Annotated in this window: 15 protein-coding genes; 9 read left to right on the plus strand and 6 right to left on the minus strand. The window is 65.7% G+C overall.

Features of this window, described 5'->3' with window-relative positions:
* Nucleotides 1–365 precede the first annotated feature (365 nt).
* Nucleotides 366–701: a flagellar hook-basal body complex protein FliE gene (fliE, locus tag ACMHYJ_RS01295; protein ID WP_414244830.1), complete on the plus strand. Its 336-nt coding sequence runs from the start codon at nt 366–368 to the stop codon at nt 699–701.
* A gap of 27 nt (nt 702–728) precedes the next feature.
* On the opposite strand, the gene ACMHYJ_RS01300 is transcribed toward fliE, so the two are convergent.
* The 6 genes from ACMHYJ_RS01300 to ACMHYJ_RS01325 all read right to left on the minus strand — a co-directional run bounded on the left by ACMHYJ_RS01300 (nt 729) and on the right by ACMHYJ_RS01325 (nt 5,084).
* Complete coding sequence (locus ACMHYJ_RS01300) at nt 729–1,067, minus strand: EscU/YscU/HrcU family type III secretion system export apparatus switch protein (protein WP_414244386.1); 339 nt, start codon at nt 1,065–1,067, stop codon at nt 729–731.
* Entirely contained in the window at nt 1,048–2,415 is a 1,368-nt protein-coding gene (locus ACMHYJ_RS01305) for a flagellar hook-length control protein FliK (protein ID WP_414244387.1), read from the minus strand. Before ACMHYJ_RS01305 ends, ACMHYJ_RS01300 begins: the two co-directional genes overlap by 20 nt.
* A 6-nt stretch (nt 2,416–2,421) precedes the next feature.
* On the minus strand, nt 2,422–2,754 hold the full coding sequence (locus ACMHYJ_RS01310; RefSeq protein WP_414244388.1) for a flagellar protein FliT: 333 nt from the start codon (nt 2,752–2,754) through the stop codon (nt 2,422–2,424).
* Between the two features lie 17 nt (nt 2,755–2,771).
* On the minus strand, nt 2,772–3,200 hold the full coding sequence (gene fliS / locus ACMHYJ_RS01315; RefSeq protein WP_414244389.1) for a flagellar export chaperone FliS: 429 nt from the start codon (nt 3,198–3,200) through the stop codon (nt 2,772–2,774).
* 6 nt (nt 3,201–3,206) lie between these two features.
* Nucleotides 3,207–4,583 carry a flagellar filament capping protein FliD gene (gene fliD / locus ACMHYJ_RS01320; protein WP_414244390.1) on the minus strand — a complete coding sequence of 459 codons (1,377 nt, stop codon included), beginning with the start codon at nt 4,581–4,583 and terminating at the stop codon, nt 3,207–3,209.
* 93 nt (nt 4,584–4,676) lie between these two features.
* Nucleotides 4,677–5,084: a flagellar protein FlaG gene (locus tag ACMHYJ_RS01325; RefSeq protein ID WP_414244391.1), complete on the minus strand. Its 408-nt coding sequence runs from the start codon at nt 5,082–5,084 to the stop codon at nt 4,677–4,679.
* 195 nt (nt 5,085–5,279) lie between these two features.
* Between ACMHYJ_RS01325 and ACMHYJ_RS01330 the strand changes: the two genes are divergently transcribed.
* The 8 genes from ACMHYJ_RS01330 (at nt 5,280) to ACMHYJ_RS01365 (ending at nt 13,828) form a co-directional block, all read left to right on the plus strand.
* Nucleotides 5,280–6,035 carry an RNA polymerase sigma factor FliA gene (locus ACMHYJ_RS01330; RefSeq protein WP_414244392.1) on the plus strand — a complete coding sequence of 252 codons (756 nt, stop codon included), beginning with the start codon at nt 5,280–5,282 and terminating at the stop codon, nt 6,033–6,035.
* Nucleotides 6,036–6,145: 110 nt separating this feature from the next.
* The gene (locus ACMHYJ_RS01335; RefSeq protein WP_414244393.1) at nt 6,146–6,556 is read left to right on the plus strand and encodes a hemerythrin domain-containing protein; all 411 of its coding nucleotides are present in this window, start codon (nt 6,146–6,148) and stop codon (nt 6,554–6,556) included.
* A gap of 195 nt (nt 6,557–6,751) precedes the next feature.
* Complete coding sequence (gene alaS / locus ACMHYJ_RS01340) at nt 6,752–9,376, plus strand: alanine--tRNA ligase (RefSeq protein ID WP_414244394.1); 2,625 nt, start codon at nt 6,752–6,754, stop codon at nt 9,374–9,376.
* Nucleotides 9,376–9,621 carry a sulfurtransferase TusA family protein gene (locus tag ACMHYJ_RS01345; RefSeq protein WP_414244395.1) on the plus strand — a complete coding sequence of 82 codons (246 nt, stop codon included), beginning with the start codon at nt 9,376–9,378 and terminating at the stop codon, nt 9,619–9,621. Before alaS ends, ACMHYJ_RS01345 begins: the two co-directional genes overlap by 1 nt.
* 176 nt (nt 9,622–9,797) lie before the next feature.
* Entirely contained in the window at nt 9,798–10,058 is a 261-nt protein-coding gene (gene rpsP / locus ACMHYJ_RS01350; protein WP_414244396.1) for a 30S ribosomal protein S16, read from the plus strand.
* A gap of 19 nt (nt 10,059–10,077) precedes the next feature.
* Entirely contained in the window at nt 10,078–10,698 is a 621-nt protein-coding gene (gene rimM / locus ACMHYJ_RS01355; protein ID WP_414244397.1) for a ribosome maturation factor RimM, read from the plus strand.
* 23 nt (nt 10,699–10,721) lie between these two features.
* Nucleotides 10,722–11,507, plus strand: a complete 786-nt coding sequence (gene trmD, locus ACMHYJ_RS01360) for a tRNA (guanosine(37)-N1)-methyltransferase TrmD (RefSeq protein ID WP_414244398.1) — start codon at nt 10,722–10,724, stop codon at nt 11,505–11,507.
* A gap of 281 nt (nt 11,508–11,788) precedes the next feature.
* Nucleotides 11,789–13,828, plus strand: coding sequence for a methyl-accepting chemotaxis protein (locus ACMHYJ_RS01365; RefSeq protein ID WP_414244399.1), 2,040 nt, complete (start codon nt 11,789–11,791; stop codon nt 13,826–13,828).
* The last annotated feature ends 44 nt before the right edge of the window (nt 13,829–13,872 follow it).

The following is a 13,872-nucleotide window of genomic DNA, read 5'->3' on the forward strand; positions in this document are numbered from 1 at the left end:
GCAATCGGATTCATCGAAGCGGGGAAGCGGAAAGAGGCGTCAGGCTGCGCCCTGGCCGGAAATCATCGGTCTGGTGAATGAGCATGCTGATGCGGCAGTATGGAAGATGGATGGCGGCTATTATGGCGGCTATTGCTTTTTAGGCAAGCACGGAAAAGCCCGGTTTTTGGGGCTTAGTTAAGGTAATCCCGTGCCGGGGCGGGCCCCGGCGGGCGGCGGGGTATCGGGACAACAGCCGAATTGGCGGCGCTTCTCCCCTTTATTGAATTCGCTCCGATCACTGAATATGACGTATAGTACAACGCTGTAGCAGTCTTGTGACGCTCGCCCCTTTTTCTGCATGATTTTGTAAACGCATCCAGATGATCAATTCCCAGGCCCTTGCCAGTGTCGAAAACCTGCTTGCCCAGATGCGCTCGGTGGCGCGCGCCTCCCAGGGTCTGACGGTTCAGCCCCAGGATGCTTCGGCCGTTCGGCCAGGGGGCTTCGCGGCCGAACTCTCCCGCACCCTCGACCGGGTCTCGCAGGCCCAGAATGCCGCCAACACGCAGGCCCAGCAGTTCCAGCTGGGCGCGCCGGGCCTGTCCCTGAGCGACGTCATGATCGACCTGCAAAAGGCCGGCTTGTCGTTCCAGACCACCGTCACGGTGCGCAACCGCCTGGTCGAAGCCTATAAAGAAATCGCCAACATGGCGATCTGACCCCCGCCGCCCGGTCTTATCTGGTCTTCAGCCCTTGTCCGCCGCGCGCGGGCCCAGCGGCCTGGGCAGGAATTCCTTTTTCGTCACCCCCTGGCCTTCGCTGTCCAGGGCGTATAGCCAGGCCAGCAGTTCCGCGATGGCCACGTACAGCTTGGGCGGAATATGAGCGTCCAGATCCACCTGCATCAATAGATTGACCAGCTCGGGGGATTCGTGCACGTACAGGCCGTGATCCTGGGCGGTCTGGATGATGGTTTCGGCCAGCGTGCCGTAGCCTTTGGCGACGACCCGGGGCGCCTGGTCGTCGGGGTCGTAGGCCACCGCGACCGCCGTCGAGCGATGGGGATCAGGAGGCGGTGATTTCATCGGGTTCGGTGTCTGGGTTTTGCGCGCCGGCGTCTTGGGCGCGGCGATCGGGGTCTTCGGCCAGGATGGCCAGCTGGCTGGCTTGCAGGCCCTGGGCCTGGAGGCGCGAACGCAACGGCTCGACGGCCTGGGACAGGCGCTCGGCGGCGTCCGGGGCCAGCAGCCGCATGACCAACTGGTCGCCGGACAGGCTCAGGCGCGCCTGGATTTCTCCCAGCACCGGCAGCCGCAGGACGAGGCGGGTGGACCAGTGTTCCTGATCCACGGCAGGATCCTGGCCGTCGTCGGGCTGGCGGCGGCGAACCTCGCATTCCATGTCGGCCCCGGGCCAGGCTTCGCCCTGCCAGATGAAACCCTGGTTGGCCAGCACTTCCAGCTGTTGGCGCACCATCAGGTGCGCCTGGGGGTCGATGGCCGGAATCGGGGCGTGCTGCTGGGCCTGGTGGCCCGTGGCGGTGGTCTGCTGGCTGTGTGCGGCCTGGGTGGCGGGGCTGGCCGGATCGGCCTGCGGCAGCTGGGATTGCTGGATGAGCGCGGACAAGGACGCGGGGGGGCGCGCCGGCGCCTGGGCCGGGTTCTGAGCCTGGGCCGGTTGGGCGCCTTGCCGGGAAATCTGTCCTTGGGGCTCTTGGCGCAGGGCGTGCGCGCTGGTCTTGCCCGCCGCCAGCTGCGCCAGGTGGGATTCGTAGAACAGGCCGCTGCCCTGGATGGACTGCGAGAGCGCCTGGGCAAATCGGGCGGCCAGCGCCCCGGGCTGGTTGAGGCTGCTGGCCAGTTGGGCCCAGACTTGGTTGGGGCCGGCGGGCGGGAGGCCCCGGGGCATTGCCGCGCCGCCTTGAAGCGCCGGGCTGCCCGGGGACGCCCGGCCGCCGGCCAGGGCATTGGCGGCCGCCTGCCTGTCCGGCGCGGCGCCGCCGGGCTGCTGCTGGCCGCCGGGGGCTGGCAGCAGGGGCGCGCGTCCCCGGATGGGCTGGCCGCCCTGCGGATATTGGTTGAGCAGGGCCAGGATGATGCGTGCCGCGTAGCCCAGCGTGGTGGGGGCGGATTGGGTGGTGCCGCGAAACGTGGTCGAGCGCCCCAGCAGGTTGTCCAGCTGCATTTCGCGCGTGGCTTTGCCGATGAGCGCGCGGCGCTGGCCTTCGGCATTGGCCTGATCCACGGATTCGCGTGGCGTGCGATGGGCCGGGTTTTGCGGGGCGTTGGGGTTTTCCGGGTTGGCGGGCTGGGGGATGGCCTGGGGCCCGGCGCCCGAACTGATATTGGCCTGTTGGCCCAGCGTGACGCCCAGTGCCGCGTCCAGCTTCTGGACGAGCAGGGTGCCTAGATTGGAAGGTGCCCCGATGCTCATGGTGGATCAGGGACGTACCGTGCTGTAATACGCTTGCAGGACGGTTCGTTGCCTTTTGATGGTGCCCAGCAGATGGCCCAGGCGGTCGAGCTCGGGGGCCACCAATTGGCGGATGTGGGCGTCGTCGTCCAGGATTTGGGTCAGCAGCTTGCGGCGGGCTTCGCGCTGCTCGTCGCTCAGGGGTTCAAGCTGGCGCAGGCGGTCGACCGCCTGCTGGTATTTAAGCCCCTCCGCGACCAGCTCGTCCCATTGTTGAGCCTGGGCCAGTTTCAGCATGCTGGCCGACAGCTTGGCGATGGCCTGGTAGTGCTGCAGCACGGTTTTGTGTGGCGAGGGCAATTGCGGTCATCCTAGGTTTAGCTGCCGGGGGTTTGCTTGAAGGCCGGGTCGGCGGCGGTGTACCAGGCGTCGGCGAGGTCGGCCAGCTGCTTTTCGGCGGCGGCGAGGCGGTCGGCGTCGCTGTGCAGGTTGGACAGCATCAGGTCGCGGATGATGAGATCGTAGGAGGTGACCAGAAGGCGGGCGACTTCGCCGCCGCGCTCGGTGTCGACACCCGTTTTCAGGCCGGAGTCGATGATGTCGATGGCCTTGGACAGGGCCTTGCCGCGTTCGGCGGTGTTGCCCGCCTGCAGGTGCAGGCGGGCCTGCGCCACCGAGGTCAGCGCCCCCCGGAACAGCAGCGAGATCAGGCGTTCGGGCGAGGCGCCGAGAATTTCGGTTTCGAGACCGATGGTGGCATAGGACCCGGTGGCCCGGGCCGACCGGGAACGTGGCGCGTAAGACATGAGGGTTTACGATTTGTTGTTGGCGCTCAGGGCGCTGAGTTGTTGCGACAGATAGCTGCTGAGGGAATTCATCTGGCTGACCATGGCATCCAGCTGGGTGAACTGGTTGCGGTAGGTGTCCATGCGCTGGTTGATGCGCTCGGCCGTGGCTTCGTACTGTTTCTTGATGTCGGCCACGGTTTTTTCCATGCCGGTCTTGGTGGTGGTCAGCATGCCGTCGGACTTGATGAAGGTGTCCGCCGTGTCGCTGACGCGCTTGCCGATGCCCGTGTCGCTGGTAAACAAGGACTTGACGCCTTCGGTGTCGTCGGCCAGGGCCTTGTCCAGCTTGGTGTTGTCGATTTCGAGTTTGCCGGTCTTGGGGTCGGTGGTGATGCCGATTTCGCCCAGGTTGGTGCCGCTGGCGGAGAATGCGCTGGAGATGGCGTCGCGCATGCGGGTCTGCACCGTGCGGGTCAGGCTGTCGCCCGTGAGCGCCGACGACTTCTGGTTTTCCATGTCGTAGGAGGTCAGGGACTTGATGGTGTCGTTCAGGCTGTTATAGGCCTTGACGAAGTCCTCGATGGCTTTCTTGGCCACGGAAGGGTCTTGCGTGAGGGAGAGGCTGGTGGCTTCTTCGGTGGTTTTGTTCAGGGTCAGGGAGACCCCGTCGATCACGTTTTCGATGGTGTTGGTCTGGCTGGTGATGGCAATGCCGTTGATGCTCAATGAGGCGTCGGTGGCGGCGGACACCGTGATGCCCGGGTTGGAGCCGTTGCCGCTGTCGTAGCCCAGGAAGGCTTGCAGATCGGCATTGCCGTCCACCTGGATTTTGCTGACGGCGGCCTCGGTGCCGGTCTCGCGGTTGGTCAGCAGCAGCTGGTACTGCGACCCGTCGGTGCCGTTGTTGACGAGGGTGGCGTTGACGCCCAGATCGGGGTCGGCGTTGATGGCCTTGACCAGGTCGTTGAGCGAGGTGCCCTTGCCGGTGAGATCGAGGGTCTGGTCTTCGCCGTTGACGGTGAAGGTGACGGTGCCCCCGGTGCCGATGTCGTCGGTGCGGCTGCCGCGGCCGTCATAGACCAGGGTCTGGGCGGCGGCGAGGGAATCCACCTGGATGGAATACTGCCCGGCAATGGCCTTGTTGGTGGTGGTGACGGAAAAGGCGTCCGATCCGGTCTTGGCGGCGATTGCGCCGAAGGCGTCGGCTTTGCCGACGGCGTCGGCGGCCTTCTGGAAAGAAGCGATGGCGTCTTTCAGCTTGCCGTATCCCGAGACCTTGGCTTCGGCGGCCGTTTGGCGCGATTGGATGACGGCCAGCGCCTGGTTTTCGTTTTTCTGCAGATTGTTCAGCAGATCGGTGAGCGGCAGGCCGGACAGGCCGAGGGAGGATATGCTTGCCATGGTGAGGGCTCCTGTTTACCGCCGTGTGCGGGATGTCTTGAAAGAAATGCCGACGTCGGCGGTTGAAATGGTGTGGATGCGGTGTTTGGATCGTCAGGCCTGGGTGTCCACCCCCGAGCCCTGCAATTGCACGATCATCTTGGCGATGCGCAGCATGGCTTCGGAGGGGATGGTCTTGATGACGTCGCCGCTGGCGCTGTCGACGATGGACACCACCAGCTGCTGGGCGTCTTTGTCCATTTCGAAGCGCACCCCGGTGGACCAGGCCTTGAGACTGTCGTTGACCGCTTCCAGGGCTTTTTCGAGCGAGGACTGCGGCGCGTTGGGGTCGGCCAGCAGGGCCGCGTCTTGCTGGCCGGCCTGGCGCGAGGTGCTGGCGCGGGCGTCTTCGGCCGGGGTGACCTGGACGGCGGGTTCGGGAATGCCGGCGGGACGATCGTTGACTGCAACAGGCATGCCCAGGCTGGCGGGGGAGAGTTGGTTGCCGATGGAGTGAATCATGTGCGTTCCTTTGAGTAGGATTTCCACGTGAGCCAATGAAACCGACTGGACGGGGCCCGGAAAAAAATGGGATGAATCCCTTCTGCATCCATAACGGCAGATGCCGGGAAAAATTTAGCCTGCGGCCGGGTTGCTGCAGTGGATGGCCCGCTTGGGGCATACTTGCATTTTACGTTGTCTATCACGGATTGTGCGATGCCCCTGTCCGAGGATCAGCTGATCAGCCAGTACGCGCCTTTGGTGCGCCGCCAGGCCTTGGGCCTGATCGGCCGCCTGCCCGCCAATGTCGAACTCGACGACCTGATGCAGGCGGGCATGATGGGGCTGCTGGATGCCGTGCGCCGCTATCGGCAGCAGGCCGATGCGCAGTTTGAAACCTATGCCATCACCCGCATCCGGGGGGCCATGCTGGACGAACTGCGCAGCCAGGATTGGCTGCCGCGCAGCGTCCGCAGCAAATCCCGCGCAGTCGAGGCCGCCGTCCAAAGCCTGCACCATCAGCTGATGCGGGCGCCCACCGAAACCGAAATCGCCGCCGAAATGGGCCTGGAACTGGCCGAGTATCAGGCCCTGCTGGACGATGCCCGGGGCATGCAGGTGCTGATGGTCGAGGACTTGGCCTTGCACCGCGACGACCCGGGCAGCGGCGGCGCGCTGCTGGATTCGATTGCGGGGGATGCCGGCGCCAATCCACTGGACTGGCTGATGCGCGACGGCTTGCGCGCCGTGCTCATCCAGGCCATCGAAAACCTGCCGGCGCGCGAGCAGCTGCTGCTGTCCCTGCAGTTTCAGGAAGACCTCAACCAAAAAGAAATCGCCGCCGTGCTCGGGGTGACCGAAGGCCGGGTGTCCCAGTTGCGCTCGCAGGCGGTCGCCCGGATTCGGGCCTGGCTGGCCAGCCACGCCTGGGCGCCCGACGCCGGCGAAACCGACTACGAAAATCTGTTTTAGTACGGGTTTTTCTCGATGGCGGAATCGGATTTGTTCTGCCTTAAAGATTCATGTAATATGCATCTTATGCGGTTCAAACGGCCGTCCCACATGGAAGAGAGACTCTCATCATGAACATTGATCGCTTCAAGAATCATCACATCGAAATCCTCAGCGGCATTGCCGCGCTGCGCAAGCTGGCGCATCGGGGGGTATCCGATTACGCGGTGGACATCGCCCAGGAACTCAGGGCGCTGTCGCAGGTGGTCACCCAGCATCTGGCGATTGAAGACCGCATTCTCTATCCCTCGCTGGAGCGCAGCGGCGACGCCCGCATGGCCCGCATGAGCCGCGCCTACCAGAACGACATGCAGGGCATCGCGTCGGCCTTCATTCACTTTGCGCGCCGCTGGAGCAATGTCTCCCTGCTGCAGAAAAACCCCGACGGTTTCCGCTCCGAGGCCAATACGGTTCTGAAAAACGTGCATCAACGCATGGTGCGCGAAAACCACGAGTTCTATCCCACCATCGAGTCCCTGTAGTCCCGGGCGGCGTGCTGGGCTGGCCAGCCCGGTTCGTGAAGGCGGCATGGGCGCAGGCCGGGCCGGATCGCCTCGGCGGCATGCGCCCATGCCGCCGGCCAGCGCGGGGGCGGCGGGTTTCCGGCGTGGCGGCGCACACATGGGACGTGTGCATTCTATATAATGGTCGACTAGCTTCCCGTTGTGGCCAAACGCATGAAAACCTCCGAAATCCGCCAGAAATTCCTGTCCTTCTTCGAGTCCAAGGGGCATCAGATCGTGCCTTCGTCGCCGCTGGTGCCGGGCAACGATCCGACGCTGCTCTTTACCAACGCCGGCATGGTCCAGTTCAAGGACGTCTTTACCGGCAAGGATACCCGCCCGTACCATCGGGCCACCACGGCGCAGCGCTGCGTGCGGGCCGGGGGCAAGCACAATGATCTCGAAAACGTGGGCTATACCGCGCGCCACCACACCTTCTTCGAGATGCTGGGCAATTTCAGCTTTGGCGACTACTTCAAGCAGGATGCCATTCTGTATGCCTGGACGCTGCTCACCGAAGTCTACGGCCTGCCCAAGGAAAAACTCTGGGTCACCGTCTACCACGAAGACGACGAGGCCTACGATATCTGGGCCCGGCAGATCGGGGTGCCGACCGACCGCATCATCCGCATCGGCGACAACAAAGGCGCCCGCTATGCCTCGGACAATTTCTGGCAAATGGCCGATACCGGCCCTTGCGGGCCATGCTCCGAAATTTTCTACGATCATGGCCCCGACATCTGGGGCGGCCCTCCGGGTTCGCCCGAAGAAGACGGCGACCGCTACATCGAGATCTGGAACCTGGTCTTCATGCAGTTCGAGCGCGATGCCCAGGGCGTCATGCATCCGCTGCCCAAGCCCTGCGTCGACACCGGCATGGGTCTGGAACGCATCGCGGCGGTGCTGCAGCACGTGCATTCCAACTACGAGATCGACCTGTTCCAAAGCCTGATCCAGGCGGCGGCGCGCGAGACCGGCGCCACCGATCTCGCCGATAATTCCCTGAAGGTCATCGCCGACCACATCCGCGCTTGTAGTTTCCTGGTGGTCGATGGCGTGATCCCGGGCAACGAGGGGCGGGGCTACGTGCTGCGCCGCATCATCCGCCGCGCTCTGCGCCACGGCCATAAGCTGGGCCAGAAAGGCGTGTTCTTCCATCGCCTGGTGGCCGATCTCGTCCGGCAGATGGGCGCGGCCTATCCCGAACTCGCCCAGCAGCAGGCGCGGGTCGAGCAGGTGCTGCGCCAAGAAGAAGAACGCTTCGGCGAGACCCTGGAAAACGGCATGCGCATTCTGGAATCCGCCCTGTCCGGCCTGCCCGCGGGCCAGCCGCTGGATGGCCAGACTTTGTTTACCTTGTACGATACCTACGGCTTTCCGGTGGATCTCACCGCCGATATCTGCCGCGAACGCAAGATCCAGGTGGATCTGGACGGCTTCGAGTCGGCCATGGCGCACCAGCGCGAACAGGCGCGTGCCGCCGGCAAATTCAAGGCCGCCGCCGACCTCAGCTACGATGGGGTGGATACCCGCTTCGAGGGCTACGAGCACCTCGATGGCGCGGCCCGGGTGACCGCCCTGTATGTCGAGGGTGCCGCTGTGGCGTCGATCGCCCAGGGGCAGGATGCCGTGGTCGTGCTGGATGTCACGCCTTTTTACGCCGAATCCGGCGGCCAGGTGGGCGACACGGGCCTGATCCTGCGGGCCGGCGCGCGCTTCCAGGTGGGCGACACGCAAAAAATCCAGAGCATGGTGTTCGGCCACCACGGCACGCTGCTCGAAGGCACACTGGCCGTGGGCGACGCGGTCACGACCCAGGTGGACGCCGCCCGGCGCGCGGACACCATGCGCAACCACTCGGCCACCCACCTCATGCACAAGGCCCTGCGCCAGGTGCTGGGCGATCACGTACAGCAGCGCGGCTCGCTGGTCGACCCGGACAAGACCCGCTTCGACTTCGCCCACGACGCGCCGGTGACCGACGCGCAGATTGCCCAGGTCGAGGCTATCGTCAACCAGGAAATCCTGGCCAACCAGGCGGTGCGCACGCAGCATCTCAGCTACGACGAGGCCGTTGCCGGGGGGGCCATGGCCCTGTTCGGCGAAAAATACGGCGACGTCGTGCGCGTGCTGGACATCGGCTTTTCACGCGAACTCTGCGGCGGCACGCACGTGGCCCGCACCGGGGATATCGGCCTGTTCAAGATCACCGCCGAAAGCGGGGTGGCCGCCGGCATCCGCCGGGTCGAGGCCGTCACCGGACGGGTGGCCCTGGCCTGGGTGCGGCATCGGCAAGACCTCCTGGCGCAGGCGGCCGGCCTGCTGAAAACTCAGCCCGACGGCATCCCCGACCGCATTCATGCGCTGCAGCAGCAGGCGCGCCACCAAGAACGCGACCTGCAGCGCCTGCAGGACAAGCTGGCGGCGGCGGCCGGTTCCGATCTCGCCGCCCAGGCGGTGCCGGTGGCGGGGGTCAACCTGCTGGCCACGCGGGTCGGCGGGGTCGATCCCAAGGCCCTGCGCGGCCTGGTCGACCAGCTCAAGTCCCGGCTGTCCAATGCCGTGATCCTGCTGGCGACGGTCGCCGACGACCGCATCAGCCTGGTGGCCGGGGTCAGCCCCGAACTTACCACGCGGGTGAAGGCCGGCGACCTCCTGGGGGCCGTGGCCGCGCAGGTGGGCGGTAAGGGCGGCGGCCGTCCCGACATGGCCATGGGGGGCGGCACCGATGTGGCGGCCCTGGATGGGGCGCTGGCCTCGGTGCCGGCCTGGCTGGCCGATTGCCTGAAGGCGGCCTGATGTCCGATGATTTGCCTGCCGTCGACCAGGAAGTCGACGCCCGGGGGCTGAATTGCCCCTTGCCCATTCTGCGCACCAAGAAAGCGCTGGCCCGGATGGACAGCGGCCAGGTGCTGGCGGTGCTGACCACCGACCCCCATGCGGGGCGGGATTTCCAGGCGTTTTGCCAGCAAACCGGCAATGCCCTGCTGGGCCAGCGGGCGGGCGGTGAAAATACCCTGGTGCATTATGTGCGGCGGCGTTGACCCGCTGTGACTGGGCCGGGTTTTGTCTGATCCGCCGGCGCTTGGTTTACCGGGCGCGGGACGGATTGTTGTTTTTTGGCGGGTGGCGGGGCCGCTTTCCCCCCGTACAGATTGCGGAAGCTGGCGATCTAGTGCTAGAATTTTGTGTTTTACATCGGTTTATCAAAGGATTATCAATGGTTGTGATTCGTCTGGCCCGCGGCGGCTCGAAGAAGCGTCCCTTCTACAATGTCGTTGCTGCCGATTCGCGCAATCGCCGCGATGGCCGTTTCATCGAGCGCGTCGGTTTCTATAACCCGGTGGCTGGCGAAAACCAGGAAAACCTGCGCCTGTCCCTGGATCGCGTGCAGCACTGGGTGTCCAATGGCGCCCAGCTGTCCGGCACGGTCGAGCGCCTGGTCAAGGAATACACCGCCAAGGTCGCCGCAGCGGCCTGAGGCCGCTGTTCTGCCCGGGATGCAAACGCAGGCGCTGTCCGCTTCCGCCCCCGATGATCTGATCGAGGTCGGCCGGGTGGCAGCCGCCCACGGAGTGCGCGGCTGGCTGAAAATCCAGCCCTACTCGCCCCAGGCCGAAGCCTTGCGCAGCGCGCCGCTCTGGTGGCTCAAAGCGCCGGAACCCTTATCGGTTTCCGGCGCTTTTCTGCGTGCCGGCGGCATCCGGGTATTGGCCTGTCGCCCGGGGGGGCAGCATCTGCTGGCCCAACTGCAGGACATCGCCGACCGCGATGCCGCCGAACACCTGCGCGGCTATGGCGTGTGGGTGCCGCGCGCGGCGTTTCCCGCAGCTGCGGACGACGAATACTACTGGGTTGATCTCATCGGCTGCGATTTCCACGCCCGGGCCGCCGATGGCGCCGCCGTCTTGCTGGGCCGGGTGGCCCAGGTGCTGGACAACGGCGCCCACGCCCTGTTGCAGGTGCAGTGCGGCCACTATGCCGCGCCCGGAGCGTTCCAGGCGCACCTGGACGCCAAGCAGCGCCCCGTGCACGTGCTGGTGCCGTTCGTGGCGGCGCATATTCTTCAGGTCGATCTGGCGCGCCGGCGCATCGACAGCAACTGGCCCAGTGATTTCTGACCGCGCCCGGCGCGGTTTTTTTCATGCGTTTCGATCTGATTACCTTATTTCCCGACATGTGCGCCGCCCTGGCCGCGCAGGGGGTGTGCGGGCGCGCCCACCAGCGCGGCGTGTGGTCCCTGCAAACCTGGAATCCGCGCGATTACACCCGGGATGTCCACCGCACGGTGGATGATCGCCCCTTTGGGGGCGGGCCGGGCATGGTCATGATGGCCGAACCCCTGGCCCTGGCCATCGAGGCGATCCGGGCGGATCGGCTGGCCGCCGGGGCGGATGCCGCCGGCCTGCCCGCGCCCGTGGTGCTGCTGTCGCCCGCCGGACAGGTGCACCGCCAGGCCCTGGCGCGCCGCTGGGCGGCAGGGCGGGGGGCTATTCTGGTCTGCGGCCGCTACGAAGGCATCGATCAGCGCTTTATCGACACCTATGTCGATCAGCAGGTGTCGCTCGGGGATTTCGTTCTGTCGGGCGGCGAACTGGCCGCCCTGGTGCTGGTGGACAGCGTCGTGCGCCTGCTGCCCGGGGTCTTGCACGATGCCGAATCCGCCGAGCAGGATTCTTTCAATCCCGCCTTGACGGGCCTGCTGGACAGCCCGCACTACACGCGCCCCGAGATCTGGCGCGGCCAGGCCGTGCCGGAAACTTTGCTGTCCGGGCATCACGCACGCATCCAGGCCTGGCGCCGTCGACAGTCTGTGCGGCTGACGCGCGACCGGCGCCCCGACTTGATCGAACAGGCGCGCGCGGCGGGGCGGCTCAGTCGTCAGGATGAAGCCTGTCTGGATGCGTCCCAGGCCGAAAACGAAGAATAAGCTGGACAAGCGTTCAGCCGACTCCGATCCGTTTTTCCCCGCGCCGGAATGCTGTTGTCGTCAACTGTCTTGATCTAAAGCAAGTCTGTGGCCGGCCTGGTTTTATATGATGATCTGACCGTGCAATTTCATCAGCCGCGACGGGGAATCGCAGGGGCACTCAAGCCGCTGCGGCAGCCGGCGGGTTTGCGCGGATCGGCGCATGCGGAGCACGGGTTTCGGCCGTTTGCGCTGGTTAATGCCAACTGACTATTTTTGAGGCTCGGATGCAGACATCCTCCATGCCGTCTTCGACCCAAACCATTGGGCGCATTGACGCTTTTCTGAATCGGCTGCGTTTGTGGCAGAAATTTTTCATCCTGGCGGTGCTGGGGGTGATTCTGGTCGCCACCCCCACGTTTTTGTATCTCAACGAATCGGGCAAGCAAGTCCGGGCCACAGACCTCGAAATCCAGGGGCTGGGGCCGGTGCGCGAGGCGCTGCAGGCGCTGCAGTTCATGCAGCAGCACCGGGGCCTGTCGTCTTTGGTGCTGAACGGCGATGCCAGCGCGGGCGCCCGGCGTCTGAGCAAACAGGACGAGGTCGAGCAAGCCCTGGCCGCATTGGATAACAGCCTGCGCCAATCGGCCCGGGACTCGGCGGTCGCCGGCCTGTGGCAGGCCATCCAGAACGATTGGCTGGCCTTGACCGGCCAACTGCGCCAGGGGGGGTTCCCCCCCGAGGCCAGTTTTGCGGCCCATACGCGCCTCACCGGCCAGATTCTGCAGCTCAGCGACCTGCTGCAGCAGGCCTATGGCCTCAGTTTCGAGCCCCAGGCCACGGGGTATTACCTGATCGACGCCGCGCTGAACCAGGCCGCGCGCCTGTCCGAACTCTTTGGCCAGGCGCGCGCCCTGGGGGCCGGGATCTTGACCCGGCGGGCGGCCACCCCCGAAGAACGCATCGAAATCCGCGTCTTGCTGGATCGCGCCCAAGAGCACTATCAGGGCCTGAACGTGGCCATCGCCAATGCCACCCGGCTGGACGCCCGTCTGGCGGGCGCGCTGGACGCCCCGGGCAAGGCGGCGCTGGACAGCGCCAACCAGGCGATCCAGCTGGCCCGGGCGCGGATCATTGACGCCCAGGCCCTGGATTATTCCGCGACGGACTATTTCGCCGCGTATACCCAGGCGGTGGATGCCCAGTTCGGCTTGAATCTGGCCGCCGTGGATCAGCTGGAATCCTTGCTGCAGGCGCGCGCGGATCGCCTTGCCCAGACGCGATACGTGCTGGGCGGGATCATCGTGCTGCTGAGTCTGCTGGGGGCTTATATCAACCTGCGGATCACCCGGGCCTTGCTGCGCCAACTGGGCGGCGAGCCCGATTATGCCGCGTCGATCCTGAACCGGATCGCCGACGGCAACCTGGCCGTGCCTATCCAGCTGCGCGCGGGCGACCAGACCAGCCTGCTGTACGCCATGCAGGACATGCGCGATCATCTGGGCGATATCGTGGCCGATGTGCGCAGCGGCGCCAATGCCATCGCCACCGCCTCGGCCCAGATTTCGGCGGGCAACCAGGATTTGTCCGCCCGCACCGAGCAGCAGGCCAGCGCCTTGACGCAAACCGCCGCCACCACCGAACAGATCACGGCCACTGTGCGGCAGAACGCCGACCACGCCCGGCAGGCCAATACCCTGGCGGCCGCCGCGTCGCGCACGGCGTCCGAAGGCGGGGTCATCGTGGCGCAGCTGGTCGATACCATGCAGGAGATCAACCAGCGTTCCGAGCAGGTGGCCGACATCATCAACGTGATTGACAGCATTGCCTTCCAGACCAATATTCTGGCCCTGAACGCCGCGGTCGAGGCCGCCCGGGCCGGCGAGCAGGGCAAGGGCTTTGCCGTGGTGGCGGCCGAAGTCCGCGCCCTGGCCCAGCGCAGCGCGTCCGCCGCCAAGGAAATCAAGGGTCTGATCGACACCTCGGTGCAGGCCACGGCGCGCGGCAACGACCAGGCCGCGCACGCGGGCGACACCATGCAAGGCATCGTGGACGACATCCGCCGGGTGACCGACATCATGAGTGAAATCGATGCGGCCAGCCGCGAACAGGCCACCGGCATCGAGGAGATCAACCAGGCCGTCACCCAAATGGACGACGTCACCCGGCAAAACGCCAGCCTGGTCGAAGAATCCGTGGCCGCCGCCGCCAGCCTGAAGGATCAGGCCGATACCCTGGCCCAGCTGGTGTCGGTGTTTCGTGTGGCGGCCGATCTGGCCCCGCCGCCGGCGCAGGGGGGCCGCCGGACGCCTTTGCCTCTTGAGTTCCAGCCCGTCGGCTGATCGGGGGATGATGCGCCTGGCGGCCGTCGGCCCGTCTGCAAAAA

Source organism: Castellaniella hirudinis, assembly GCF_047468865.1.
Lineage (GTDB): Bacteria > Pseudomonadota > Gammaproteobacteria > Burkholderiales > Burkholderiaceae_B > Castellaniella > Castellaniella hirudinis_A.